21 protein-coding genes and 1 tRNA gene are annotated in these 25,251 nt (G+C 68.8%); 14 read left to right on the top strand and 8 right to left on the bottom strand.

Annotated features, from left to right (window positions below; genetic code table 11):
- Window positions 1-6: 6 nt before the first annotated feature.
- The 4 genes from BL254_RS15835 to BL254_RS15820 form a co-directional block, all read right to left on the bottom strand.
- A complete protein-coding gene (locus BL254_RS15835; protein WP_047224500.1) occupies window positions 7-771 on the bottom strand; it encodes an SDR family NAD(P)-dependent oxidoreductase in 765 nt (254 codons plus the stop codon).
- A gap of 79 nt (window positions 772-850) precedes the next feature.
- Complete coding sequence (locus BL254_RS15830) at window positions 851-1,894, bottom strand: ABC transporter permease (RefSeq protein ID WP_076843794.1); 1,044 nt, start codon at window positions 1,892-1,894, stop codon at window positions 851-853.
- Window positions 1,891-3,528 carry a sugar ABC transporter ATP-binding protein gene (locus tag BL254_RS15825; RefSeq protein ID WP_052914850.1) on the bottom strand — a complete coding sequence of 546 codons (1,638 nt, stop codon included), beginning with the start codon at window positions 3,526-3,528 and terminating at the stop codon, window positions 1,891-1,893. Before BL254_RS15825 ends, BL254_RS15830 begins: the two co-directional genes overlap by 4 nt.
- A gap of 95 nt (window positions 3,529-3,623) precedes the next feature.
- Complete coding sequence (locus tag BL254_RS15820; protein ID WP_175648386.1) at window positions 3,624-4,760, bottom strand: substrate-binding domain-containing protein; 1,137 nt, start codon at window positions 4,758-4,760, stop codon at window positions 3,624-3,626.
- An 835-nt stretch (window positions 4,761-5,595) separates the two neighbouring features.
- Here BL254_RS15820 and BL254_RS15815 point away from each other — a divergent pair.
- The gene (locus BL254_RS15815; RefSeq protein ID WP_254858194.1) at window positions 5,596-7,530 is read left to right on the top strand and encodes a GAF domain-containing protein; all 1,935 of its coding nucleotides are present in this window, start codon (window positions 5,596-5,598) and stop codon (window positions 7,528-7,530) included.
- Here BL254_RS15815 and BL254_RS15810 read toward each other — a convergent pair.
- Entirely contained in the window at window positions 7,443-8,498 is a 1,056-nt protein-coding gene (locus BL254_RS15810) for a CaiB/BaiF CoA-transferase family protein (protein WP_254858192.1), read from the bottom strand. The two genes, BL254_RS15815 and BL254_RS15810, sit on opposite strands and share 88 nt — an antisense overlap.
- A 305-nt stretch (window positions 8,499-8,803) precedes the next feature.
- On the opposite strand from BL254_RS15810, the gene BL254_RS15805 reads away from it, so the two are divergent.
- Window positions 8,804-9,964, top strand: a complete 1,161-nt coding sequence (locus tag BL254_RS15805) for an acyl-CoA dehydrogenase family protein (RefSeq protein ID WP_047224503.1) — start codon at window positions 8,804-8,806, stop codon at window positions 9,962-9,964.
- A gap of 134 nt (window positions 9,965-10,098) precedes the next feature.
- Here the strand turns inward: BL254_RS15805 and BL254_RS15800 are convergent, their stop codons facing one another.
- On the bottom strand, window positions 10,099-11,727 hold the full coding sequence (locus tag BL254_RS15800; RefSeq protein WP_076843790.1) for an NAD(P)/FAD-dependent oxidoreductase: 1,629 nt from the start codon (window positions 11,725-11,727) through the stop codon (window positions 10,099-10,101).
- A 23-nt stretch (window positions 11,728-11,750) separates the two neighbouring features.
- Window positions 11,751-12,326 (bottom strand): cupin domain-containing protein, encoded by a 576-nt coding sequence (locus BL254_RS15795; protein WP_047224505.1) that lies wholly within the window; start codon window positions 12,324-12,326, stop codon window positions 11,751-11,753.
- 395 nt (window positions 12,327-12,721) lie between these two features.
- On the opposite strand from BL254_RS15795, the gene BL254_RS15790 reads away from it, so the two are divergent.
- The 8 genes from BL254_RS15790 to BL254_RS15755 all read left to right on the top strand — a co-directional run bounded on the left by BL254_RS15790 (window position 12,722) and on the right by BL254_RS15755 (window position 20,791).
- Entirely contained in the window at window positions 12,722-13,948 is a 1,227-nt protein-coding gene (locus BL254_RS15790; RefSeq protein WP_076843828.1) for a cytochrome P450, read from the top strand.
- Complete coding sequence (locus BL254_RS15785; protein WP_047224506.1) at window positions 13,945-15,036, top strand: hypothetical protein; 1,092 nt, start codon at window positions 13,945-13,947, stop codon at window positions 15,034-15,036. The genes BL254_RS15790 and BL254_RS15785 overlap by 4 nt, the downstream gene beginning before the upstream one ends.
- 119 nt (window positions 15,037-15,155) lie before the next feature.
- Window positions 15,156-16,760 carry a class I adenylate-forming enzyme family protein gene (locus BL254_RS15780; protein WP_256386253.1) on the top strand — a complete coding sequence of 535 codons (1,605 nt, stop codon included), beginning with the start codon at window positions 15,156-15,158 and terminating at the stop codon, window positions 16,758-16,760.
- The gene (locus BL254_RS15775; protein ID WP_076843786.1) at window positions 16,757-17,566 is read left to right on the top strand and encodes an enoyl-CoA hydratase/isomerase family protein; all 810 of its coding nucleotides are present in this window, start codon (window positions 16,757-16,759) and stop codon (window positions 17,564-17,566) included. The genes BL254_RS15780 and BL254_RS15775 overlap by 4 nt, the downstream gene beginning before the upstream one ends.
- A 13-nt stretch (window positions 17,567-17,579) precedes the next feature.
- Window positions 17,580-18,386: an SDR family NAD(P)-dependent oxidoreductase gene (locus BL254_RS15770; protein WP_076843784.1), complete on the top strand. Its 807-nt coding sequence runs from the start codon at window positions 17,580-17,582 to the stop codon at window positions 18,384-18,386.
- Window positions 18,383-19,399, top strand: a complete 1,017-nt coding sequence (locus BL254_RS15765; protein ID WP_083731130.1) for a phosphotransferase family protein — start codon at window positions 18,383-18,385, stop codon at window positions 19,397-19,399. Before BL254_RS15770 ends, BL254_RS15765 begins: the two co-directional genes overlap by 4 nt.
- Window positions 19,393-19,863, top strand: a complete 471-nt coding sequence (locus BL254_RS15760) for a hypothetical protein (RefSeq protein WP_047224509.1) — start codon at window positions 19,393-19,395, stop codon at window positions 19,861-19,863. The genes BL254_RS15765 and BL254_RS15760 overlap by 7 nt, the downstream gene beginning before the upstream one ends.
- On the top strand, window positions 19,853-20,791 hold the full coding sequence (locus BL254_RS15755) for a PDR/VanB family oxidoreductase (protein ID WP_076843782.1): 939 nt from the start codon (window positions 19,853-19,855) through the stop codon (window positions 20,789-20,791). The genes BL254_RS15760 and BL254_RS15755 overlap by 11 nt, the downstream gene beginning before the upstream one ends.
- Before the next feature lie 217 nt (window positions 20,792-21,008).
- Here BL254_RS15755 and BL254_RS15750 read toward each other — a convergent pair.
- Window positions 21,009-21,081, bottom strand: a tRNA-Asn gene (locus BL254_RS15750).
- Window positions 21,082-21,370: 289 nt separating this feature from the next.
- Here BL254_RS15750 and BL254_RS15745 point away from each other — a divergent pair.
- The 4 genes from BL254_RS15745 (at window position 21,371) to BL254_RS15730 (ending at window position 25,101) form a co-directional block, all read left to right on the top strand.
- Window positions 21,371-21,670, top strand: a complete 300-nt coding sequence (locus BL254_RS15745; RefSeq protein ID WP_047224511.1) for a hypothetical protein — start codon at window positions 21,371-21,373, stop codon at window positions 21,668-21,670.
- 169 nt (window positions 21,671-21,839) lie between these two features.
- Window positions 21,840-22,211 (top strand): helix-turn-helix domain-containing protein, encoded by a 372-nt coding sequence (locus tag BL254_RS15740; protein WP_047224512.1) that lies wholly within the window; start codon window positions 21,840-21,842, stop codon window positions 22,209-22,211.
- 280 nt (window positions 22,212-22,491) lie between these two features.
- Window positions 22,492-23,424 (top strand): PaaX family transcriptional regulator C-terminal domain-containing protein, encoded by a 933-nt coding sequence (locus BL254_RS15735; protein ID WP_047224530.1) that lies wholly within the window; start codon window positions 22,492-22,494, stop codon window positions 23,422-23,424.
- Between the two features lie 96 nt (window positions 23,425-23,520).
- The gene (locus tag BL254_RS15730; protein WP_076843780.1) at window positions 23,521-25,101 is read left to right on the top strand and encodes a replication-associated recombination protein A; all 1,581 of its coding nucleotides are present in this window, start codon (window positions 23,521-23,523) and stop codon (window positions 25,099-25,101) included.
- The last annotated feature ends 150 nt before the right edge of the window (window positions 25,102-25,251 follow it).

The raw sequence follows: 25,251 nt of genomic DNA, 5'->3' as shown, positions 1-25,251 counted from the left end.
GTGTCCTCACCGGGGTGCCAGCCGAATCGCCCCGTCGAGCCGGATCACCTCGCCGTTGAGCATGGGGTTGGCGACGATGTGCTCGACCAGCGCCGCGTACTCGGTCGGCTCGCCCARCCGCGACGGATGGGGCGTCTGGGTGCCGAGAGAGTCCTGGGCCTGCTGCGGCAGACCCTCCAGCATCGGAGTCCTGAACAGGCCGGGAGCGATCGTCACGACCCGGATCTGTCGGTCGGCCAGATCTCGAGCGAGCGGAAGGGTCATCCCCACCACGCCGCCCTTGGACGCCGAGTAGGCCACCTGTCCGATCTGTCCGTCGAAGGCCGCCACCGACGCGGTATTGACGATCACACCGCGTTCGCCGTCGACCAGTTCCGCCCTGGCGATCCGCTCCGCGGCGAGCCGGATCACGTTGAACGTGCCCACCAGATTGACATGGACGAGCTGGGCGAACTGGGCGAGAGGCATGACCTCGCCGCGGCGCGACAGGATCCGGCCGGGCGTGCCAACGCCGGCACAGTTGACCACGATGCGGATGTCGCCCAGTGCGGCGGCGGCGTTCAGCGCGGCCGTGACGGCGTCCTCGTTCGTGACGTCGGTCGGCGCGAAGACCGCCTCCGTCGGGAGGCCTTTGGCCACGTCGTCTCCGGGCGCCGTGGGCAGGTCCAGAACCGCGATCCGGGCACCGGCCTCTGCCAGCGCGGTCGCGGTCGCTCGGCCGAGTCCGGACGCCCCGCCCGTCACGATCGCGACACTGTCTTCGATCTTCACGTTTCTCCCATCCGACTGTTTCCAGGTTGGCCAGGTTGGCCAGGTTGGCCAGGTTGGCCAGGACCGAACGGTGCAGGGGTCACGCGCCTCGCCGCCTGCGTCTGAATGCCGCTGACGCGCCGACCGCGAGGATCAGCGCGCCGCCGTCGGCAACACCGCTGACCCACGTTGCGGCACCGCCGAGGGTCAGGCCGCTGACGATCACGGCGACCAGGGCCAGACCGAGGATCGTTCCCACGACGTTGAACTGACCGGGCGCCCACGTGGACGCTCCCAGGTAGACGGCGGCAAGAGCTGGGAGAAGGACACCGATACCGGTCGTGCCGGGGGTCGCGCTGCCCTGCTGCGCCAGCAGGAGCACCCCGCCAGCCGCGGCGAGCCCTCCTGACGTCATGTAGCTCGCCAGCACCAGTCGGTCCACTCGCACGCCGACCAGGCGGGCTGCCGGGCTCGACGACCCGACAGCCACGAGCCTGCGACCGAACGGCGTCTGCGCGACGACGTATCCGATCACCAGCGCGATGAGCAGGGCGACGACGGTCAACCACGGGATCTTCCAGACCGTGGCGGTCCCGAAGTCGACCAGCTTCTGCGAGAAGCCGGAGGAGATGCTGAGGTTGTGGCTGTACCAGCTCTGCATCCCGTCGAGCACGGTCGCYGATCCGAGGGTGGCGATGAGCCCGTTGAGCCCGAACCGTGTGACGAGCAGCCCGTTGACGGCTCCGATCAGCAGACCCGTGACCAGAACCACCAGTACGGCCTCGAGCAGGTTCCATCCGTTGCGCRCCATGAGGCCCGCGGTGAGCATCGACGCCAGGCTGGCGGTGGACCCGACCGAGAGATCGAAGTTGTTGCTCAGGAGTGGGACCATCAGCGCCAGCGCAATGATCAGATTCACTGACTGTGAACTACCGATGATCTGCCAGTTGTGTACGGTGGCGAACGTGTCGGGGAACCGCACCGACCAGGCGACGATGATGGCAACGATCAGTACCAGGAGGCCGAACCGCTCGCCGAGGGCGAGCCACCGCGCCCCGCCCGGCCAGTTCRCACGGCGTGGCGGACGTCCTGAGCCAGGGGGTGCGGGACTGTTCGGACGCTGGTCGGTGRCAGTCGCTGTCATGATGTTCGAGGCTCCATGCTGGTCGGTGGGTGGGTGGCGGGTGTCCGTGGGCCGAGGGCGCGCGACGTCGGCGTGCGCGCTCCGGACGGTGCGCCCAGCCCGTGACCGAGTTCGGTACAGCGCCGCACGGTCAGGTCGGCGTCTGACGCCTCGCCCGTGATCCGCCCGCTGTGAACACCGACCACCCGGTCGCACGCGTCGACGAGTTCCTGAGGATCGGAGCTGACGAGAAGCACCGCGGTTCCGGCGGCCGCGACTTGGCGGACGAGCTGGTGAATCGCTGTACGGGCGCCGATGTCGACGCCCTGGGTCGGCTCGTCGAGCAGCAGCAGCCGCGGCGCCAGTTCCAGCCAGCGCGCCAGCACCACCTTCTGCTGGTTTCCGCCGGACATGGTGGCGAAGTACGCTTCGGGCCCGTCGACCTTGATCTTGTATCGCTCGATGACGCTCTGGGCGTCGGAACGTTCGGCCGCACGCCGCAGCCAGACCCGGTTCCAGTAGCGCCGCAGGCTCGGCGCGCTCAGGTTCGCGCGTATGGAAAGCTCGGCGAACGCGGCCTGTCCGGCGCGGTCCTCGGGGACGTAGGCGATGCCACCCCTGATGGCGGCGGGGACGTCGTTGGCTGTCAGCTCGACGCCGTCGAGGGTCGCTCGACCTCCCCGAGCCGGCCTGACCCCGAACAGCGACTGCAGCAACGTCGACCGTCCCGAGCCGAGCAGCCCGGCGATTCCGACGACCTCCCCGGCACGCACCTGAAGGCAGATGTCGTCCAGTGATCCGACCGCGAAGTTCTCAAGCCGCAGACGGACCTCGGCCTGGTGGGCAGCGACAGCATTCCTGCTCGGCGCGATCGGAGCATGCCCCGTGATCAGTTGGACGAGGATGCTCTCGTCGAGGTCCGCGGCGTCACAGGTCCGGACATGCCGCCCGTCTCTCAGGAAGGTCGCGCTGTCCGACACCGCCAGCAGCTCGGACAGTCGATGCGACACGAAGACGACGGCGTGGCCGCGCCGCGCGTAACCACGCATGGCGTCGAGCACCGCCTGCGCCTCCTCGGCTGGAAGCGACGCGGTGGGCTCGTCGAGGACCAGCGTGCCCCGCCCGGCCTCGGCCTCGTACTGCAACGCGCGGGCGACCGCGATCATCGTCCGCGTGGCGGGCGGAACCTGCGCCATGATCGTCTTTGGTGAGACGTCGATCTCGAACTGCTCCAGCACCTTCTGGACGCGCCGGTGCAGCGCCCGCCACGAGACCGGAGCCAGGCTCCTCGCTCCGAAGGTCGAGCTGACGGCGAAGTTCTCGGCCACCGTCATCGACGGGAACGTGCCCACCGCCTGATGGACGAAGTAGAGCCCGTTCGAACCGGCCCACCCCGGGTTCGTCCGGGTCGCGTCGTGGACGTGGCCGTCAATCTCGATCGTGCCGCTGTCAGCCTGGTGCACCCCGGCCAGGATCTTGATGAGCGTCGACTTGCCCGATCCGTTTCCGCCGCACAGCGCGTGTACCGAGGCGCGGGGGACCTCGAAACTGACATCCCGTAGCGCGCGGGTGCCACCGAAGGTCTTGGAGACCGCGTTGACGCGGATCGCCGGAGCGGTGGTCTGCGGAGACTGCGCCTCGCCGACGGCGGTCATCTGTCCTCCTGTGTGGTCCGGCTGTGTGGTCCGGTATGGCGATGTCCGTGCCGTCCCACGGATCCCGGACGGCACGGGCATCGCGGCGGTTGACGTCAGCCGGTCCAGTTCGCGGTGAACGCGGCCCTGTAGTCGACCGACGGCGTCCAGGACTGACTGTCGGAGGCGGGCAGACCGTGGTCGGCGTCGATGATCTGGAAGCTGGCCCCCTGGTTCGGGATGGTCGTCTCGCCGGCCAGAACCCGGTTCATCGCGTCCGCGCCCTCCCAGCCGAGCCAGTTCGCGGGAACGCCGACGGCGGCGGTGACCACCTTCTTGCGAATCAGGGCCACGGTCGACGGGTAGCCCTCGCCGGCCACCACGACGAGATCGGAGTTCTGGCTTGCGGTGATGACCTGGGAGATCTCGGCCATGGTGGTGTCGTCGGGAGCGTCCACGACGTTCGCCTCAGGATGCTTCTGCAACGCCGTGGCAACCTTCTGCGCCGTCGTCGCCGGGTTGCCAAGGTCCTGGCCCGTGATATCGACCGTGTCGACGATCTGGCATCCGCCGCACCTGGCCAGTTCTTCTCGATATCCGGCCTCCTCGTACTGGGTGACGACGAAGTCCGGGTGCGTGATCAGTAGGACCTTCGCCCTGCCTCCGGTGGCGGCGATCGCATAGTCGGCCTTCAACGTGCCCCACCTGGTACCGAACTGGGGAGGGGTGCCACTGGAATTGATGGTCGCCGAGTACAGCGACGCGCCGCCGCCTGCTTTGGGGTCGTCGCAGTCGTAGGYCCACACGGCCACCGTCGGAATACGGGCGTTCTTCGCCGCCTGGAGCCCCGCCCTGGCCGGTGGGCAGTCGATCGCGATGGTGATGATGCCGTCCGCGTGTGCCGCGACCGCCTGGTTGATGGCGGCCGTATAGCCCGCGGGACTGGCCTTGCCGTCGGCTGTCGTGACTTTCCAGTCCAGCACCTTGGCCGCCTCCTGGATGGCCGCGGCGGGTTCAGAACAGCCGAACAGTGCCGAGGAACACGGAATCACCCAGATGTTCTTTCCCTTCTGGGCGCTGGGACCGCCCTTGGGGGGTGCGCTGTAGAGGCCTTTGTAGGCCGCGTCGACCGCTTCCCGCGCCGTGGCGGTGTAGTCCCCGGATGCCGACGTGGCGCCGCTGCCCGTGGAGTCGGGTAAGTCCGGTCCGGAGGAGGAACACCCGGCTGCGGCAACAAGCGCCACCGCGGTCATGGCGGCKAGCATGCCGGATTTCGAACGCCTCACTGCCCTCAGATGGATCATCGTTCTCCCTGTCGGTGGTGTCTGGATCGGGATGGGAGGCAGAGCCGGAGGCCGCGGCCTGCCCCGACCGGGGAGATCAGGGTCTGGGCCTCGGCGGGCGGGGGCGTTGATGACCGGGCCTGCCAGCAGCGTTGCGGCGTTACCCACGGGGTCGGCCAGCCGCGGGCCGCGCGTAGCGTCGTTGGCCAGGACGGCTGTTCGGGTGGGTGGGAGGGGCGGTGTCCTCTCTCTCGTCGTTCGTGCCCGCCGGAGGGCTTCCGCCGCGGGAGCCTTCCGGCGAAGCAGGTGGACGCGCCCGTCGCGTCGGTACTCCCTGGAATTCGCGGAAGCTGGAACTGTGCTCCGGCTCACAACCTGGCTGAGCGAGGGCGAACGCTAGCGGCGGATCCCCAGGTGCGCAGCCACGCCGCATCCGGCCTTTTGGACCCCGCTCCAAAACCCGCTCCGGCGGGACCACGGGCGACGGTTGAACACTGGCCCCCTGCCGACGGCGGAAACGGACCCCGGTTGACGGTGGGGGTGCTGAGAGTGCAGGACTGGGCGGAGATCCGTCAGCTGACTCGTCGGCCGCCGCGGGCGAACAACCGGCGTCACCGGCAGCGCCACCGCCGGTCGAGGGGCCGGGCCCGGGCGCCGTTGACAGAGACCGTTGCTGGCTGTTTGCTGCCATGGAAGGCATCCGCATCCATGGTTCAGGCGACCTGCGGACGGGGGTCTCGGACAGGACATGAACGGGGCTTGTCAGGCCGAATCGGAGCATCGACAGATACCAAACGTGACCGGTATGCGGCAGCCGTCCGAGTGCGCCTCCGAGGTGGGTGGCGAGCACCGGGAACACCGGGAACTTGCCGCGTTCCGGAAACTGGCTGGCGCGCTGGCCGAAGAACGTGACCTTGACACGATCTTCCATCTCATTGTCGACACCCTCAGCGAGCTGACAGGCGCCGACCGGTGCAGTCTGCATCTGCGCGACCGGGAAACCGGTCTGTTGCACGGCAAGGCCGCGCACGCTGYCCGGGACATCGACATACCCGTAAAACAGCTGGTCAGTGGAATGCCCGGGGACAACTTCACCCGGGAAATCCTCGACACCGGCCGGCCCGTGATGCTCACGAACACGCTGGTGGATCCCCGGCCGGTGCACGCCGCGATGCGTCGCTGGCGGGCACGCTCGGTGCTGGGAATCCCCATGAGGCTCCGCGGCGAGGTAATCGGGATTCTGTGTCTCGACACCGAGGACACCACGATGGAGTTCTCACAGTCGGACCAGGAGCTGGCGTTGTCGTTCGCCGAACTCGCGGCCACGGCGATCAACCAGGTTCAACTGACCTCCCAGCTCAGGGACAGCCTCCACGTACAGGCCAGACAGCTGGAGATGCTGCAGCGCGCTCGTCGCATGGAGGGGCAGCTCGCGGATATCGCGCTGAGCGGCTGGGGGGTTCGCGAACTGGGGGAGACGGTCGCGCAACTGCTGTCGAAGCCCTGCGCCATCTACGACGTGGACTTTCGCTGCCTGTCCTGCGCCGGCGCGGCAGACGATCTGCGCGTGAAACTCCGGTCGTTGGGCAACATGCGGCATCATCCCTCGGTCGAGCCCGTCATGGCGTCGCTCGAGTCCGGACGCCCGCAGTGCATTCCGCCACTGCCGCAGGCCGGCATCAACCATCGGCTCCTGTTGACCTCGATCGAACTCAATGGGCAGCGGCAGGGCTACGTCGTTGTCGTCGAGGCCGCCGGCCGGTTCGGTCAGCTCGATGAAGTCATCGTGCGCAGGGCCGCGCACAACATCGCTCTTGAGCGTTTGCGGAGCAGGTTCGACCAGGACATGGAATGGCATGCGGTCGAGGCCCTCGTGGGAAGCCTGATCCGTGGCGAGCGGGATCTCGGGGAACGAGCTCGCTCGYTCGGCGTCGACCTCACCGCGCGGCGGGTGGTCTGCCTCGTGGCCGCGCGGGACAGCAGTTCGGCAAACCGCGTCGTGTCACGGCAGGTGGCCCAGATCCTGACCGACCGGGAATCACCGTCAAGCGCGCTGGCGGCCTGGTCCGGCAGCGACATCGCAGTGATCATTGAGGTGCCGAAGGACCACGACCGGCGTGAGGCGATCGAATGGGTGAGGGTCCGGCTGCGTACCGTGCTCGCCGAACTCAGCCCGGAAGGCCAGCTCTGTGCGGCGATCTCGACGGTGGTGGAGGCTCCCGGGGATGACCAGCGAGCCCATCGTGAGGCCCAGCAGGTCCTGAAGTGCATCCGGGAGCATCTCTCGGACGCCGAGCCGGGAGTGCTTGCCGCCGACGATCTCGGCGCGGCACGACTCCTGTTGGCCTCCACCAGCCGCGACGAGGCCCGTCAACTCGTTCTCGACACGTTCGGGCCCCTGCTGCGAGATCGGTCCGTCAAGTCCGTGGAACTGATGTCGACACTGGAGCCGTTCCTGCGGCTGGCCAGAAACGTGCGYGACTGCGCCGACGAACTAGGCGTCCATCCCAACACGGTGCGCTACCGGCTCACCAACATCGAACGCCTCACCGGTCTGCGCGTCACCACTGACGACAGTGACTATCTGACCGCGCAGATGGCAATGGCGATCGTTCGCCTCGGCGGCTGCCCGGCGGTTGCCGCCGGCGTCGGCTACCCGCCCGAGGCGTCGCCGACGAGCCGCGGCAGGTCGATGCCGAGTTCGGCGAGCACGTCGGCCGTGTCGTCGTCACCGGGCTGAGGTTCGGCGATCGGTTCCGACCGCGTGCGACTGAAGCGTGGTGCTGGCGAGGGAAGAACGGCATCGCCCACCCTGGTGAAGACCGCCCGGGTCACGTTGTGTGGATGAGCGGGCGCCTCCGACATCGTGAGAACGGGAGACAGGCATACGCCGGCCTGCTCGGCCCGGGCGCACCACTGCGCCTGGGTGCGTTGCCGGAACACCGTCGCGAGCCGCTCCCGCCACCATGGCCAGTTTGCCCGATCCCATCTGTCGACCGATTCGCCGTGCAGCCCCAGCAACCGCAGGAGGGACTCCCAGAGCCTGTCCTCGACCGCCCCCACCGCGACAAGGCGGCCGTCGGCGGTCTCGTACACGTCGTAGAAAGGTGCCCCCGAGTCATTGAGGTTGCTGCCACGCTGTTCCACCCACCTGCCTTCGTTGCGCATCTCATGGCTCATGGTGCTCAACAGGGCCGCGCCGTCGACCATCGCGGCGTCCACCACCTGTCCCACGCCGGACGATCGTGCCTCCAGCACGGCTGAGACGACGCCGAGGGCCAGGAACATCGCACCGCCACCGTCGGCAAGAAGGTTCATCGGAGGGAAGGGCAGGCTCTCGGCTCGTCCGAGGTGGGCCAGGACTCCCGAGACGGCCAGATAGTTGATGTTGTGCCCGGGCTGCGCCATCAGCGGGCCGGTCTGACCCCAGCCGGTCAACCGCCCGTAGACAAGGCGTGGATTGTGCGGTGCGCAGTCCTCCGGCCCGAGGCCGAGGCGTTCCATCGAACCCGGAAGAAAGCCTTCGATCACGGCATCGGCACGCTTGATGATCTCGAATGCGGTGGCGCGGCCATCGGCGGACCTGAGATCCAGCCGCACCCGCCTTCGACGGCGGCCCAGCCCGGCGTCGGACAACGGCGTGATGTCGTCAGCCTCGCGGGGACGATCGACAGCGATGATTTCGGCGCCCAGATCCCCCAACAGCATTCCGCAGAACCGAACCGGCCCCCGACCGCCAAGCTCAAGAATCCGGACTCCTCGCAACGGTCCCACGGCAGGATCCTCCGGATGGTAGGTGATGAGTGGCAATGCGTAACGCCAGTCGCCGCTCACAGAGCAGACAGCACTGGAAGCTATCGCCGTCGCATCCCGCCCGCCCGATCACCTCCTTCTCGTCGTTTGTTCGCGTGACCAACCGGGCCCGCCCTCGTGGACGGTGGGCCCGGTTATACCTGAAAGGGCCTTCGCACCTGCCTGGCCGCACCATCTGGGACAGCGCTGGGAGGCGCCACATGACAGGGACCTTCGCACCCGTCCGAGAACACGACGCGGAGTTGGCCGCGTTCACCGAGATGGTCCGGACGTTCGTGGCACGTGAGATCACCCCCCACCACGCCCGGTGGGAGAGCGACGGGATCGTTCCGCGGGAACTGTGGCGTAAGGCCGGCGCGGCCGGGTTGCTGGGTCTCGGGCTTCCGGCCGAGTACGGCGGCGGCGGCGCGAGCTATCGGTTCAACGCGGTTGTCGACGCCGAGCTTTACCACGCCGGCGCCACCGGGCCGGGATTCACGGTCCACAACGACGTCTGCGGACCGTACTTCGCCGAACTGGCCACTCCTGAGCAACTGGGGCGCTGGGTGCCGGGCATGACGTCGGGTGAACTCGTGGCCGCGATCGCGATGACCGAACCCGGAGCGGGCAGCGATCTGCGGGGCGTCCGGACGAGGGCGACACGAACCCCCGGCGGATGGCTGCTGAACGGCGCGAAGACCTTCATCAGCAACGGCATCCATGCGGACCTGGTCATTGTTGTCGCGCAAACCGGGTCGGACGGCGACGCCGGCCTGAGCCTGCTGGTCGTCGAGCGTGGGATGGCGGGCTTCACGCGCGGCCGCAACCTCGGCAAGGTCGGGCTCCACGCACAGGACACGGCTGAGCTGTCGTTCGACAACGTCGCGGTCCCGGACGCGAACGTGCTCGGGCAGCCGGGCAAGGGGCTGCGCTACCTGATGGCGAACCTGGCGCAGGAGCGGCTCACCATCGCCGTGCAGGCGGTCGCGGCAATGGAGGGCGTCCTGGCGGACACCCTCGACTACGTCAGGACGAGGACCGCCTTCGGCCAGCCGATCGGCCGGTTCCAGCACAACGCGTTCCTGCTCGCGGAGCTGGCCACCACGGTGAAGGCGGCGCGGGTCTTCGTCGACTGGGGGGTGGAGGAGCACCTGGCCGAAAGCCTCGGTGCCGACACGGCCGCCATGATAAAGCTGCACACCACCGAGGCCCAGCAGCGTGTCGTGGACAGGTGCCTGCAACTGCACGGGGGCTACGGCTACACCACGGAGTATCGGGTGGGGCGGGCCTGGGCAGACGCCCGCGTACAGACAATCTATGGCGGTACCAGCGAGATGATGAAGGTTATCATCAGCAGGGGGCTCGGGCTGCACAAAACGTGAGAAGCCGATGCCCCCGGATATCCGCAGTTCCCGCGCCGTTCACCATCCGATGCGCAGAACATGAAAAACCGGTGCCCCGCCCGAATCCTCCCCGGGCGGGGCACCGGTTTTTACCGGGCGGCTCTACCGGGCGGCTATGCCGGTACGGGCGACCTGCTCAGGGTGAAACCGGGGAAGCCGCCGTCGGCCTCCTTGTCGACGGCGGCGCGATAACTGCCCAGGCCGCCGAGGTAGCACAGTGTGCTGGGTTTCTTGCCGGGCACGTTCGCCCCGAGAAACCACGGCCGGTCTCCCATACCCTGCGGCAGGAGAGTGGCGTTCAGGATCGTGTCGCACTGCTCCGACCAGGCCCGGGCGGCTTCCTCGGTGGCCTCTACTCGCTCGGCGCCCTGCTCGATCGCGTGCGCCAGCAGCTTGCCGATCAGTTCGACCTGCGTCTCGATCACCGGTGGATGGCTCGCGAACGGTGCCTGCGGCCCGAGGATCGCGAAAAGATTCGGAAAGCCCGGGGACGCGATGCCCAGCAGGGCCTTCGGGTCCTRTGCCCACTGCTCGGCGATCGTCCGGTCCCCGACCCCGTGCACGTTCATGCTGGCAAGCGGTCCGGTGATCGCGTCGAAACCGGTCGCGTAGATGATCACATCGAACTCGTACTCCGCGGTCCTCGTCCGCAGACCCGTCGGGGTGATCTCCTGGATCGGATCGTCACGGACGCTGACCAGCGTCACGTTGGGCCGGTTGTAGGTCTCGTAGTAGAAGTTGCCCAGCGGAGGACGCTTCCCGCCGATCGGGTGCGTCTTCGGGCACAGCAGTTCGGCGGTCGCGGGATCCCTGACGATTGCGCGAATCTTGCGCCGCACGAACTCCGAGGCGGCGTCGTTGACCCGTTGGTCGACGAGCATGTCGTCGAAGGTCTCGAATATGTAGTGGAAGCCGCCGGCTTCCCAGCCGGCTTCCAGGACGCGTTCGAGTTCGGCGTCGTCGACCTGCGCGCCGAGGCGGTTCGCCGGCTCCATCGGGAAGGCGAACACGTGGTTGAACGTCTTCTCCCAGACGTTCTCGAAGTCACGCCGCAGCGCCTGCTGCTGTTCCGGGCCCAGCGCGTGGTTGCGCCCGGGTAACGCGTAGTTCGGGGTGCGTTGGAACACCGTCAGATGCTCCGCGACCTGCCCGACCGACTGGATCACCTGGATGCCGGTCGCGCCGGTGCCGATGACAGCTACGCGCCTGCCTGCGAAGTCGACCGGCTCCTTCGGCCACTGCGACGTCACGTACGACTCGCCCTCGAAGGAGTCCGCGCCCGGGAACGGAGGCTTGTACGCGATGCCCAGCCARCCCAGGCCGGTGATGAGCCACCGGCTGGTGATCTGTAAACCGTCCTCGGTGGTCACTGTCCAGCGGTTGGTCGCCTCGTCGAAGTAGGCACCGTCGACCCGCGTGGAGAAGCGGATGTGCTGGYGCATGTCGTGCTTGTCCGCGACCGCCCGCAGGTATTCCAGGACGTCGGGCTGAGCGGTGTAGCGCTCGCGGAAGTCCCACCGCTGCCACAGCTCACGGTCGAACGAGAAGCAGTACGCCCAGCTCTCGGTGTCGGTGCGGGCGCCGGGGTAGCGGTTCCAGTACCAGGTGCCTCCGACGTCGTCCCCGGCCTCGAACACCTGCATGCTCAGGCCGAGCTGTCGCAGCAGGTGAATGGTGCGAAGCCCGGCGAAGCCCGCGCCGACGACGACGGCATCGACTTCCGGGAGAGTTTGCGTAGGCATTACGCCATGTCCTTTCTTGGTTTTCAGTGGCCCTGGGCGGGCTGCTGGGCGTCCAGGATCACGTAGGCCAGCGTGGCCGGAACTTTTCCGTGGTTGCGCCACCCGTGCCTGGCGCCGTTCTGAACCACACACGTGCCCGGGGGGAGGTGAATCTCGGTCCCGTTGTCGAGTTCCACCCAGAGGTCGCCATCGATGACGATGACGTAGTCGATGCTCCTGGTCTGGTGCATTCCCGGAGCGTCGGGCTCGAACACGCCGAGCAACCCTGGCACCTTCGCTTCGGCCTCGGCGACCTGGGACTCGAGGGTTGCCGCGTCCGCGCTGGGTTCGTGTGGTTCGGCACCTGGTTCGGCACCGTCCTCCGGCGGGAGGCGAAACAGTCCGAAACGTGTTCCGCCCGGCCCGGGGAAGAAGGCCGCGTTGTCGGGCTTCGGGTCGCTGAGCGGGCTGCTGAGTGGGCCCTCAGTTCCCCACACCTGGAACATCTGGACACCAGGCATGATCGCCAGTTCGACGGGTGGCAGCGGCGCGTCCTCATGGGCGATGGAGGTTCCCGTGCTGTCGACGCCGGTCACGACGCGTCTGATGGAAAGAGTCATGGCGGGTACTGAGCCTTCCCTGTAATGATTGGTTACTTTTTGTAATTGACGGCGGCGGTGTCCGTGGTGGTCGCCAGGTGGTGCGGTGGTGCTCGACATGGAGGATCGCGAGGGCGGCCCGGGCGATCAGGCTGATCTTCCAGAGGCCGGGACCGATGGTGCGCGGGGCGGAGAAGGCGCTCCTGGCCTCCTCCCTTGCCTGTCACGGCAGGTAGCTGTCACGGAAGGTAGTTGATCTTTGCGGGGAAAGGTTCACTGTGACATGGATCGCACTCGAGGGGGAGTCGGTCGGCACGAGGGATTTGTGCGCGGCTCCAGATCGTGCGCGTCGCGGCCGTCGAACAGCCGACCGACGGCGTGCCATTCTCGTGCTTTCCGAGAACCTGGAGAGTTCGATGCCGACCGCGTACGATCCCACTGATCCCATACAACTGCGCGATCCGTATGCCATATTCGCGGAGCTGCGCACCGCCGGCGGTGTGCATTGGTGCGAGCCGCTGTCGGGCTGGATCGCGGTGGACTGGGCCAGTGTTCAGACTGTGGTCACGACGCCGGTGGTGTTCTCGGCGAATCGTCTCCTGCCGGTGCACGAACGGCTTTCCGAGGAGAACCGCGCGACAGCGGCCGACGTGCTGCGCTGGCTGTCACTGTGGATGGTGTTCCAGGATCCACCGAACCACACCCGGCTGCGCCGCTACCTGTCGACGGTTATCAACCCTCGCATGGTGGAGTCCCTGCGGACGTCGATCACCGAGATCACGTCGGACCTGTTCGACAGCCTGCCGAAGGACCAGCCGGTCGACTTCTTCACCGAGATCGCTCTTACCCTGCCGGGTTACGTCGTCATGGATCTGCTCGGCGTCCCGCGCGACCGGCTGGCCGAGGTCAAGCAGTGGTCGGACGAAATGATGCTGTTCATCGGCAGCTYGCGAGGCGTCGACGACAAGTACGAGAGAGCTCGGCACGGCGCCTGTTCGATGGCGGACCTGTTCCGCGAACTGATTGACGAACGCCGGGTTCGCCCGCACGACGACGCACTCACCCGCATGATCACCACCGAGGTCGACGGCGAGACGCTCACCGAGGACGAGCTGATCGCGAGCATGATGATGATCGGCAACGGGGCGCAGGAGACGACCGCTCACCTGTTGACCAACGGCCTGATCGCCCTGCACCAGCACCCGGACGTCGCCGCCAAGCTGGCGGCTGACGTCGACGGGCTGATCGTCCCCGCCGTGGACGAGTTCCTTCGCTTCGACTCGCCGGTGCTGTCCACCGGGCGCCTGCTCGCCACGGATACGGAACTCGGTGGGCAGCGCCTCAGGGAGGGCGATCGGGTCTTCGCGATGCTCGCGGCCGCGAACCGTGATCCTGGCGTCTTCGCATCGCCGGACGAGATCGTTCTCGAGGGCCGGGCGAACGGGCATCTCGCCTTCTCGAAGGGTGTGCACTTCTGCCTCGGCGCGCCGCTGGCACGCCTGGAGGGGCAGATCGCGTTCAGGCACATGGTGGAGCGATTCCCCCACCTGCGGCTCGCCGAGCCCCTGGACACGATCCCGTGGACGAACTCGCTGGTCAGCCGCGGGCCGCTGCGGCTGCCGGTCGTGCTCGAGGACGCGTGAACACCCCGCTCGTCCCGCTTGACGACGAGTTCGTCCACTCGACTCCGTACCCCGTCTCGCACCCGCCGACCTCCGCGTCGAACGATCCGCGGTTCTTCGAGCGGTACTGGAACGTGTGGCACGACGACACGGGCGACCTGCTCCTGGCCGTGGGCGGCAGCTGTTACCCGGTCCTTGGCCGGGTCGAGTCGTACGCGATCGTCAACTTCCGCGGCGACCACCGCTCGGTGCGGTCCTTCCGTCCGCTGTCGCCGGAGCCGGCGGACCTCACGGTGGGCCCGATCCGCCCCACGATCCTCGCGGGGCTCCACCGCTGGCGGCACGTCCTCGAGCCGGGGGAGTGGGGCTTTTCCTACGACCTGGAGTGGACCGACACCCGCCGCCCGACGTATGGCGCCGCCTGGGGGCCGCAGGTGCAGTCCGGCGAGCGGCAGGTGACCGCAGGATTCGAGAGCTTCGGCCAGGTCGCCGGCTGGATTCAGGTCGGTGGCACCCGGGTGGACTGGGCGCCCGGCCAAGCACACGGCACCCGGGACCGCCACTGGGGCGTCGGCCGGGGCGTCGGTGGCCCGGCGCTCAACGGCGGGCGCGTGCACCGGCCCGGCTGGAAGGGCGGCATCTGGATCGACCTGCACGACGTCGGCCTCTGGGGCAGGAAGCTGCTCTACGGCTTCGACGACCCTCGCCCGGGCAGCGGCTCCGTGCACAGGATCGAACGCCGGCTGCGCTTCGAACCCGACACGCACCTGTTTCTGGCGGGAGTCATCGACCTGACCTTCGACGACGGCGCCCACCGATCCCTGCGCCTCGAGCGGCTGGGCAACCAGACCGCCTTCATGCGCTGTGGCTTCTACGGCGGCACCCCGGGCGCGGGGCTGCATCCCGGTGCGTACAAGGGCCCAGAACGGACCGAATGGGATCGATTCGATGTGAATGACCCGCACGTCCGCCTCGCTCTGCGGGGGCTGGACGAGCACCACTGCGCAGTCATCGACGGTACGAGAGCAACGACGGGCATCCTGCAACCGGTTGAGCCAGACGCGTACGAGGCCTGTCGTGAGGGTCGGCCCGGTTGGGCCCTGTGGTGACGCGGCTTTGGTGACGGGCGGCTTTGGTGACGGGCGGCTTTGTAACCCGGAACAGGGACGTCAATGGTGCGACCCTCGTCACGGCTTCCGTTCGTGGCTACCGTGCGTCCTCACCGAGCATGCGTTCGGACGGATCGGAGATCAGGAGATCACCCGTGAGCCTGAAGTACGACTTATCGTTGATGTGCCCGGATGTGATCACGCACAATGCGCGAGTCAGCGGGGATATGGTAGCCGCCGTATTCGAGGACGAACGACTCACGTGGCGCGAGCTTGACGAGCGGACGAACCAGTTCGCCAACCTGCTGCGGGCGGAAGGGCTCGACAAGGGTGACAAGGTCGCGCTGTTCATGCCCGCGTCGCTGAACGCGTTCGTCGCGTTCTGGGGAAGCGCGAAGGCCGGATGCGTGACGGTGCCGTTGAACGTCATGCTCGACGGGGAGTCGCTGGTCCGCCTTGCGGCGGATTCCGACGCGGTCGTCCTGGTCGCCGATCCGGAGACCGAGTCGATCATCGACTCCATTCGCGCGCGGTTACCGCTGATCGGCGACTCCCGCTGGCTCACGTTCGGCACGGCCCATGACCACTGGCGGTCGGTTCCGGATCTGCTGGCCGAGTCCCCGGTCACGCCGTGCGGAGTGAAGATCGACCCGTTCGACATTATCACCATCCTCTACACCTCGGGGACCACCGGACACCCGAAGGGCATCGAGCACACCCACGTCAGCCGCATGATGTACCCGTACGGCTTCGCGATGGGACTGAAGATCGACCGCTACTCGGTCGCCGTCCTCGGCACGCCCCCGTACGCGTCCGGAACCTGGATCACGATGATCCCGACGATGTACCGGGGCGGAACGGTCGTCATCCTGCGCAGGTTCACCGCCCAGGCGTTCCTGGCGGCCGTGGAGCGCGAGCGCGGCACCCACGCCTTCCTTGTCCCCACCCAGTGGACTGCCATTCTCGAACACCCCGAGCTGCGCAACCATGACGTGAACAGCCTGCGCTGCATCGTCACATCCGGTCAGCCGATCGCCGAGAAGACGTATCACGCGCTGGAGGACGCCTTCCCGAGCGCCGGCATTCACGAGGTGTATGGCTTCTCGGAAGGATTCGCGACCCTGCGGCTGCCGGCGGACGCGGTCCGCGGCAAACGCACGTCGGTCGGCAAACCCCTGATGCTGGAGGACATCCGCATCATCGACGAGGCCGGCGCGGAACTCCCCCCGGGCGAGAGCGGCGAGATCGTGGTGYATTCGATCGGGATGATGACCGGCTACTACAAGAACCCCGAGCTGACCGAGGAAGCGACGTGGACCGCCCCGGACGGTCGCGGCTTCATGCGGACCGGGGACATCGGCCATCTGGACAAGGACGGTTTCCTGTATGTCTCGGGCAGGCTCAAGGATATGATCAAATCCGGTGGTATCAACATCTTCGCTGTGGACGTCGAGCGGGTCTTCATGCGCCATCCGGACGTCAGCGAGGCCGCGGCCATCGGCGTGCCGCACCTGAAGTGGGGCGAGACGCCCCTGGTGGTCGTCATCCCACGCTCCGGCGCGGAAATCGACCCGGAGGAGCTCCGGCAGTGGGCCAACGAACGCCTGGCCAAGTACCAGCGCGCCAGCCATGTCCTGGTCCGCGGGGAGCTGCCGCGCGCGGTTTACGGCAAGGTCGCAAAGGCCGAGCTGCGCAGGGAGTTCGGATCGGGGGCCGGGCTGTGACCGACATCCGCTACCCCGACTACKAGAGCCTGGAACTCGACTGGCCCGAGCCGCACGTCCTGCGCGTGACCCTCAGCCGCGGCAGGATGAACTCGCTCGACTTCCAGATGCACCGGGACCTGAGCTCGATCTGGCGCCTGATCGACGAGGATCCCGAGGTGTCCGCCGTGGTCCTCGCCGGAAAAGGACGGGCATACAGCGCCGGCGGCGACTTCGACATGGTGCAGCGCATCATCGACGACTACGACTTCCGCTGCCAGATGTGGAAGGAAGGCCGTGCCCTGGTGCAGAACATGCTCGACTGCGGCAAGCCCATCGTGTCCGYGATCAGCGGAGCGGCGGCAGGCGGCGGGCTGGCCACCGCCCTGCTGGCGGACGTGAGCGTCGCCGGCCGCACCGCCAAGCTCGTGGACGGGCACACCACCCTGGGCGTGGCCGCCGATGACCATGCGGTCGCGATATGGCCGCTGCTGTGCGGACTGTCCAAGGCGAAGTACTACCTGATGACCAGCGACGCCATCACGGGCGAGGAAGCCGAGCGCATCGGGCTCGTGACGTTCTGCGTCGACGACAACCTGGTCGACAAGCATGCTCTGCACATCGCGTCCCGGCTCGCGCACGGGGCGCCGAGCGCGATCCGCTGGACCAAACAGTCGCTCAACAACTGGGTTCGCGCCGCATGGCCCTCGTTCGAAGCCTCCCTGGCGTTCGGAATCCTGGGCTTCACCGGACCCGAGGCGACCGAAGGCCTGGCCGCTCTGCGCGAGAAGCGCGCACCGAACTTCGTCCAGCGTTCCTACATCTGAAGGCGAGTGTGACATGCCCAGCACAGCGGTGGCCCCCCCGCGGCGGCCGGCCCTGCCCCTCAACGAACGCACCTACATCGTCACGGGCGCCGGCGGCGGCATCGGCGGTGCCGCGGCGGYCAGGCTGCTCCGGGTGAGTTCGAACGTCGTCGCGGTCGACCTGAGCTCGCGTCGGCTCAACGGCACGATCGAGTCCACCCGCGGGCTGCCCGGAACCCTGCGGACGATCAAGGCTGACGTGACCTCCGAGGCGGGGGTTCAGGAGGCGGTCGACTTCGCGGTGACGGAGTTCGGCTCGGTGCAGGGCGTGGCGAACGTCGCCGGCGGGATGGTCAACATCAACCGTGACGTCTATGACGTGCCGCTGGAGTCCATCTCGTTGGACAGCTGGGTGCAGATGTATGCGCTCAACGTGAACAGCGCCTTCCTGATGTGCCGCGCGCTGGAAAAGCACTTCGTTGCGCAGGGCTACGGAAAGATCGTCAACGTGGCCTCGCTGGCTGCCTTCGCCAACCGTCTCGAACTCGGTAACGCCGCCTACAACTCGGYCAAGGCCGCGGTGGTCGCGCTCACCCAGAGCGTCAGCGTGCAACTGGGCCGTCAGGGGATCCGGGCCAACTGCATCGCCCCGGGGCTGGTCCTCAGTGACCGGGTACGCGCGTGGATCGACGACGGATACCTGAATCGGCACCTCGAGTACACGGCACTCGGTGACGTGCCCACACCGGAAGACCTCGGCGAAGGCATCGCGTTCTTCCTCGAACCCCAGTCCGATGCCATCACAGGCGAGACCCTGCGAGTCGCAGCCGGCGTCCGATGACCCGACCCACCCTTCCTCAGCACGCACCGGCCCAGCTGGCCGCTCGCGTGCGGGAACTGCTACGTCTGCGCCTGCCGGAGGCCGGGGAGGTGACCGTTTCGGAGCCGGTGCGGGTCTTCGGCGGGAACGCCCGCATCGCGTGGGCCTGCGACGCCCGCTGGGCCTTGGGCCGGGACACGCACGCGAGCAAACACGAGGAGCCGTTGATCCTGCTCGTCCGTGCCCCTGGCTCGCAGGTACAGACCGACCCGGCACACGAGTTCGTGGCACTGGACGGGCTGGCCGAACGTGGCGTACGGGCGCCGAAAGTGTGGGCGCACGACCCGGACGGGCATCTGTTCGGGGCACCCGCGGTGCTCCTCCRGCGGCTGCCGGGCCGAGCGGACGCGGTGGAGTACCTCTCGGCCGACACCGAGCTGGGCCGTGYGCGAACCCTGGACCTGGCCCGGGCGGCAGCCGAGCTACACGCCGTCACACCGGCCGCGGGAACCGGTGAACCGCAGCTGGCCTACTGGCGCGCACGATTCGAGGACTGCCGCCTTGAGTCGTACCCGGCGCTGTCCTGGCTGTACGACTGGCTTGACGACAATGCCACCCCACCCGCGCGACCAGCGCTCGTGCATGGTGACTTTCGGCCGGGCAACGTCCTCTACGAAGGCGCCCGCATCGTCGGTCTGCTGGACTGGGAGATGGCGCACGTCGGCGACCCGGTCGAGGACATCGCGTGGGCCTACCACGCCCTGTGGAGCCCGGAGCGGTTCGTGCCACTCGAGGAGTTCGTCGCGGCGTACGAAGCGGCCGGAGGCGTACCTGTCACCGGAGCGGCACTGCGCTGGAACCGCGTCTTCTGCGAGGTCAGGTACGCCACGATCAGCCTGCAGGCAGCCCGTGCGGTCATCGACGGCCGTAGCCACAACCTACGGCTGATCGACCGAGCCCGAACCGTGATCCCTTCCGTCCAGGCGTGCCTGGAGTGGATCGGAGCCAGCAGGCCGTTGGAGACGCCATGCTGAGACCAACCCCCGGCGAGCTGCTCGAGGGGCTTCGCCGTGAACTGCGCGACGAGGTTCTGCCTGCCGTGCCCGCCGGGTCCGCCGCCCGCCAGCTGCGCGCGGCGATCCATGTCCTCGGCAGGCTCGCGGACACGTGGGATGTGCAGCATCACTATCTGGAAACGGACAACGTCGACCTGGAGGTGACGCTCGCCAGCCTCGCCCGGCTCGCCGGTGTGCAGCGCACGAGGCAGCCACGCCGGCCGCAACCTGCGCCCGGCGTCACGGATCGTGGGCTGAACGATCTTATCGCGCGCAACGATTCACTGCAGAGGGAACTCGAACTGCTACAGAACCGGCACCGTGAGAGTCGGCACCATGCCGCCGGACGTGAGGACGAGGAGTTCGGTTGCGTTCTCCTCGAACTGCACCAGCGAAGGACGAACCGCGCAGCAGCCGCCGCAGGAGTAGCTCATGACCGATGACACTCGCGAAGTCGTGGTAACCGAGCGAGTCCAGCACGCCCACGACGTCGTGGGACTCACCCTCGCCGACCCCTCCGGCGCCGCCATCCCCGACTGGCAGGCCGGCGCACACATCGATCTGCTGCTGCCCGAGGGACGCGCACGCCAGTACTCCCTGTGCGGCAGTGACGGGGCCTGGAGCATCGCGGTGCTCAACGCGCCCGACGGCCGTGGCGGATCGGCCTGGATCCACGACAACATCCGCGAAGGCGACGTGATTCAGGTCCGGGGCCCGCGAAACAAGTTTCCACTCGCGGCCGCGCAACGGTACGTCTTCATCGCCGGCGGCATCGGGATCACGCCGATCATCGCCATGGTCCGGGAGCTGGAGCGCCGGRAAAACCAGAACTGGCGGCTGACCTACGGCGGCAGGTCCCGCGAGTCGATGGCCTTCCTGCACGAGCTCGAGGGCAGGGGCGAGCGCGTGACCATCGCACCCCAGGACGAGACCGGGCTCATCGACATCCCGGCGGCGCTGGGCCAACCACGGATCGGAACCGCGGTCTACTGCTGCGGACCAGAACCGCTGCTCAGGGAGGTCGACCGTGCGTGCCGTTCCTGGCCACCCGGGACACTGCACGTCGAGCGCTTCGCTCCGGTCGAGGCCGACGACACGGGCGACCGGCCCTTCGAGGTCGTGGCCGAGCGCTCCGGTATCACCGTGATCGTTCCCCCTGGCGTTTCCGTGTTGGACGCGCTCGCCGACCAGGGCATCCACATCGCCACCTCGTGCGGCGAGGGCGTGTGCGGCACCTGCGAAACCAAGGTGTTGGCGGGCGAGGTCGACCACCGGGACTCGCTCCTGACCGAGGAGGAGCGCACCGCCAACACCGTGATGATGGTGTGCCGCTCACGCGCACGCGGCGCACGGCTCGTCCTCGACGTCTGACCGCGGGGCCAGAAGTCCAGATCGCCCACCGTGAACGGTTCTGTGATCCACACCGCTCGAGCGGGACGACGCTCCGGTCGGCACGAAGACTTATTGATCAGTCCGCAGGGCAGTTAAAGATCAAAAATCTTCACGGCTGGACGGGGTGGGACTGACGGCCAAAGCGTCACCACTGCGGTGATCGCACAAGGCTTCGAGCCTCCGACCTGGGCTTGTGCTCCCGCGACAGGACTCGAACCTGTAACCTGCCGGTTAACAGCCGGACGCTCTGCCAATTGAGCTACGCGGGATCGCGACGCTCCAGACGATGACGTCGGGAGCATCTGACTGGGCAAGGTTACCTGAGGTTCGCGCGGATGGTTCAGCGGGGTAGTAAACACGGGTCGGTCGGCTGGTTGACCGTCGGCGTGCGGCCGCTCGGGCAGGATGGTCATGGTTGCGGGCGCCCTGCCCGTTGTTGTCCGGTGACGGCGGCCACCGGGTGTGGGTGGCGACCGTGCGCGGGCGCCGGCGGCCAGGAGCGTTCATGCGTTCGTGAAGGTCGGCAAGGGTGCACAGTGACACCGAGCGGGAGGCAGCATGCACGTCAGACCCGGTTTCATCGTCGGTTTCGGGCTCGGCTACCTGCTGGGGGCCCGCGCGGGCCGGGAGCACTATGACGCGATCATGCGTCAGGCGCGCGCGGTCCGGGAGCGTCCGGAGGTGCAGAGYGCGGCCGGAGTCGTCTCGGCCCAGGCGGGCAGCCTGCTGGAGCGGGCTCGCCGGACACTTGGAAGCGTCACCGGCCGGGGCGAGCGGACGGCGCCGGCCACCGGCACCTTCGTYGGCACGGTCGGGGCGCACAGCCCGAACGGTTCCGGCGCGATCCGCACACCCTGACCACGGCGCGCGACATAGCGCGACACGGTACGTGATGGCGTGCGGCGCGCCATGTGACAGCCCGTGATGCGTGTTGTGACATATTGCGTGACGGCGTGTGACGTAATATGTAACAACACGCCGAATAATACGTTACAGTGTGTGATGATATGTATGACGGCGGGGTGGCATGGCACGTGAYGGTGCGCGAGCGGACGCGGCCTCCCAGGGTGTGGCCGCGCTGGCCGAGGTGATCGACCTGCTGGGCAGGCGGCACGCGCTACCGGTGTTCTGGATCCTGCGGGACGGGCCGACGGCGTTCCGCTCCCTCGCGGCCCGGCTGGACGCCACCGAGTCGCACCTGTCCCAGCGGCTGCGCGAGCTGCGCGAGGCCGGGATCATCGAGGTGGGCGAGGCCGGTGACTACCGGCTGAGCGCGCACGGACGGCGCCTGCAGGGCGTGCTCGAGCCCCTCGACGGCTGGGCGCGTCAGTGGTCCCGGCTCGGCCCGCGTGGGCGGGTGCCACGGGGATCGGCGACCCACGGCCGCGGGGAGTCGTGACCACGGGCCGCCACGGGCCGCCACGGCGGCGAGGAAGTACGACCGCGAATCCACGGGGTGTCGCGTCGCGTCGCGCCGCGTCCGGCCTCAGGCCGGGCTGACGGGACGCGCGAACCCGCCGGACCTGTCGGTTCGGCATACCGGCGCGTGGCAGCTCTGGATGTATCGGCTCGTAATATCGTCTTCCGTGGTAATCACCGGACCCGTCGTCACCCGGGACCATACGTCCAAAGTCGATCTTCCGCGCTTTCGGCTCGGCGCCCAGCCGCAACGTCTGCTCATGACCCTGCTCGGCGACTACTGGCACGGGTGCGAGGAGCACATACCGTCCGCGGCGCTGGTGCGTCTGCTGGCGGACTTCGACATCTCGACGGTCGGCGCGCGCGCGGCGCTCAGCCGGCTCGCGCGCCGTGGGCTGCTGGAGTCCTCGCGGGTCGGCCGCAACACCTACTACGGCCTGACCGGCCAGGCGGCCGAGGCGCTGCAGGACAGCGCCGTGCGCGTCCTGTCGTTCGGGCAGGCCGGAACCGGGTGGGACGGCAGGTGGGTCGTTGCCGCCTTCTCGCTGCCGGAGGAGCAGCGTGACATCCGCCATGCCGTTCGCAACAGGCTGCGCTGGCTGGGTTTCGCGCCGCTCTACGACGGCATGTGGGTCTCCCCCCGGCAGGAGGCGGAGGCGGTCATCCGGATGTTCGCCGAACTCGGCGTGCCCAACGCGACGGTCCTGACGGCGGTCGAGGCGACCGGGGTGGTCGAGACGGCCGGGACGGGCGGGATGAGCGCGATGGCCGTGGCGGTCGGTCCCAGAAGGCCGATCGAGGCCTGGGACCTCACCGAACTGCGCGCCCGTTACGAGGACTTCATCCGCACCCACACCCTCCTGCTCGGACGGATCAGGGCCGCCGACGTGGACCCGGCGGAGGCGCTGGTGGCCCGGACCGCGGTCCTGGACGCCTGGCGGCGCTTCCCCGGCCTCGACCCCGACCTGCCGCTGAAGCTGCTGCCGCCCCAGTGGCCGCGGGTACGGGCGCACGCCGTCTTCGCGGAGGTATACGACGAGCTCGCGCCGTTCGCCGTCGACCGGGTACGGCAGGTGATCTTCTCGGTCGCTCCGGATCTTGCCGGCCTCGTCCGCCATCACACGGTCGGCCGTCCCGGCGCCGGCTGGCCCACGCCCGTGCCGGCCCACGGCCACCCGGCCGTCACCCGGTAGGCACGGCCGACAGGTACGGCAGGCCGGCCCGTCACGCGCCGGGAGCGGCCGCCCGCCGCCCGCCGCCGGGTGGCAGGGCCGGCATACGGTAGGTGGGTGAGCCTGTTCGACGCCGGGCTCGAGCAGGCCCTGGCGACGTCGGGTCCGCTCGCGGCCCGGCTGCGCCCCCGCACCCTCGACGAACTCGTCGGGCAGCGTCACCTGCTCGGCGCGGGCAGCCCGCTGCGGCGCCTGGTGGAAGGCGGCGGCACCACCTCGGTCCTGCTCTGGGGGCCGCCGGGCAGCGGCAAGACGACGCTCGCGCACATCATCTCCGGCTCCGGCGGGCGCCGGTTCCGGGAGCTGTCCGCGGTCACCGCCGGTGTCAAGGACGTACGGGCGGTGATCGACCAGGCGCGGGACACGCTCGCGGTGTCCGGCGTCCGCACGGTCCTGTTCATCGACGAGGTGCACCGTTTCACCAGGACCCAGCAGGACGCGCTGCTGCCGGCGGTGGAGAACGGGCTGGTCACCCTGGTCGCCGCTACCACCGAGAACCCGTTCTTCTCCGTGGTGGCACCGCTGCTGTCCCGGTCGCTGCTGCTCACCCTGGAGCCGCTCACCGAGGACGACCTGCGCGTCCTGGTCCAGCGGGCGCTCGACGACCGGCGGGGGTACGGCGGCCTGCTGACGATGGACACGGACGCGGTCACCCATCTGCTGCGCCTGGCCGGCGGGGACGCCCGCCGCGTCCTGACCGCCCTGCAGGCCGCCGGCGACGCCGCCCTCGCCGCCGCGGCGACGGCGGGCCCGGGCCCGGCCGCCACCGCGGCGGCGGGCACCGGCGGCGACGGGTCGGGGGCGGGCCGCCCGCCCGTCCGGATCGACCTCGCCACCCTCGAACGGGCGGTGAACCGGGCTGCGGTGCGCTACGACCGCGCCGGTGACCAGCACTACGACGTGTCGAGCGCGCTGATCAAGTCCGTGCGCGGCAGTGACGTCGACGCCGCCCTGCACTATCTGGCCCGGATGCTGGAGGCGGGGGAGGATCCCCGGTTCGTCGCCCGCAGGATGATCATACTGGCCAGTGAGGACGTGGGCCTGGCCGAGCCCGGGGCGCTCGGGGTGGCCGTGGCCGCCGCCCAGGCCCTGGAGATGGTGGGCCTGCCCGAGGCCCGGCTCGCGCTCGCGCAGGCTGTGATCCATCTCGCGCTGGCGCCGAAGTCCAACGCGGTCATCCGGGCCGTCGACGCGGCCGTCGCCGACGTCCGCGCCGGGCGTGCCGGGCCGGTCCCGCCCCACCTGCGGGACGCGCACTACCCGGGCGCGGGCCGGCTGGGCCACGGCGACGGCTACCGGTACCCCCACGACCATCCGGGCGGGGTCGTGAGCCAGCAGTACGCCCCCGACCCGCTGGTGGGAGCGAGCTACTACCAGCCGAGCGGGCACGGGTTCGAGCAGCGGGCCGGGCAGCGGCTGGCGTTCCTGCGCGAGGCCCTCCGCGGCTCCGCCACCGCCAGCCCCGCGCCTGGCGGCGCCACCACTGCCACCACTGCCACGACCGGCAGCGCAGCCGCCGCGCCCGCCGCCGGGACCGAGGCCGGTGCTGTGGTCGGGGCTGTGGCCGGGGCCGCAGCCGGGGCAGATGTGGACGAGCCATCAGAGGCGAGTGACCACGAAGCCGGTCGCGCTCGGTAGGGTCACTCCAGGAACGTCGAGTTCGACGCTCCGTCGACCGTTGTCCGGGGGCTGTGGGTGCTCTCCCGCGGTGTTCCAGGGCCCGGGCCCGGCGGCGGCGTGGGGGAAAGATGACCCGCGTCGCCACCGGCCCGTCGGGGAGGGCCGTCG

Source organism: Protofrankia sp. BMG5.30 (assembly GCF_001983005.1).
In the GTDB taxonomy this organism is placed as follows: domain Bacteria; phylum Actinomycetota; class Actinomycetes; order Frankiales; family Frankiaceae; genus Protofrankia; species Protofrankia coriariae.
Note: the sequence above shows the minus strand (reverse complement) of the source record. Positions and strands in the feature narration are given on the sequence as shown.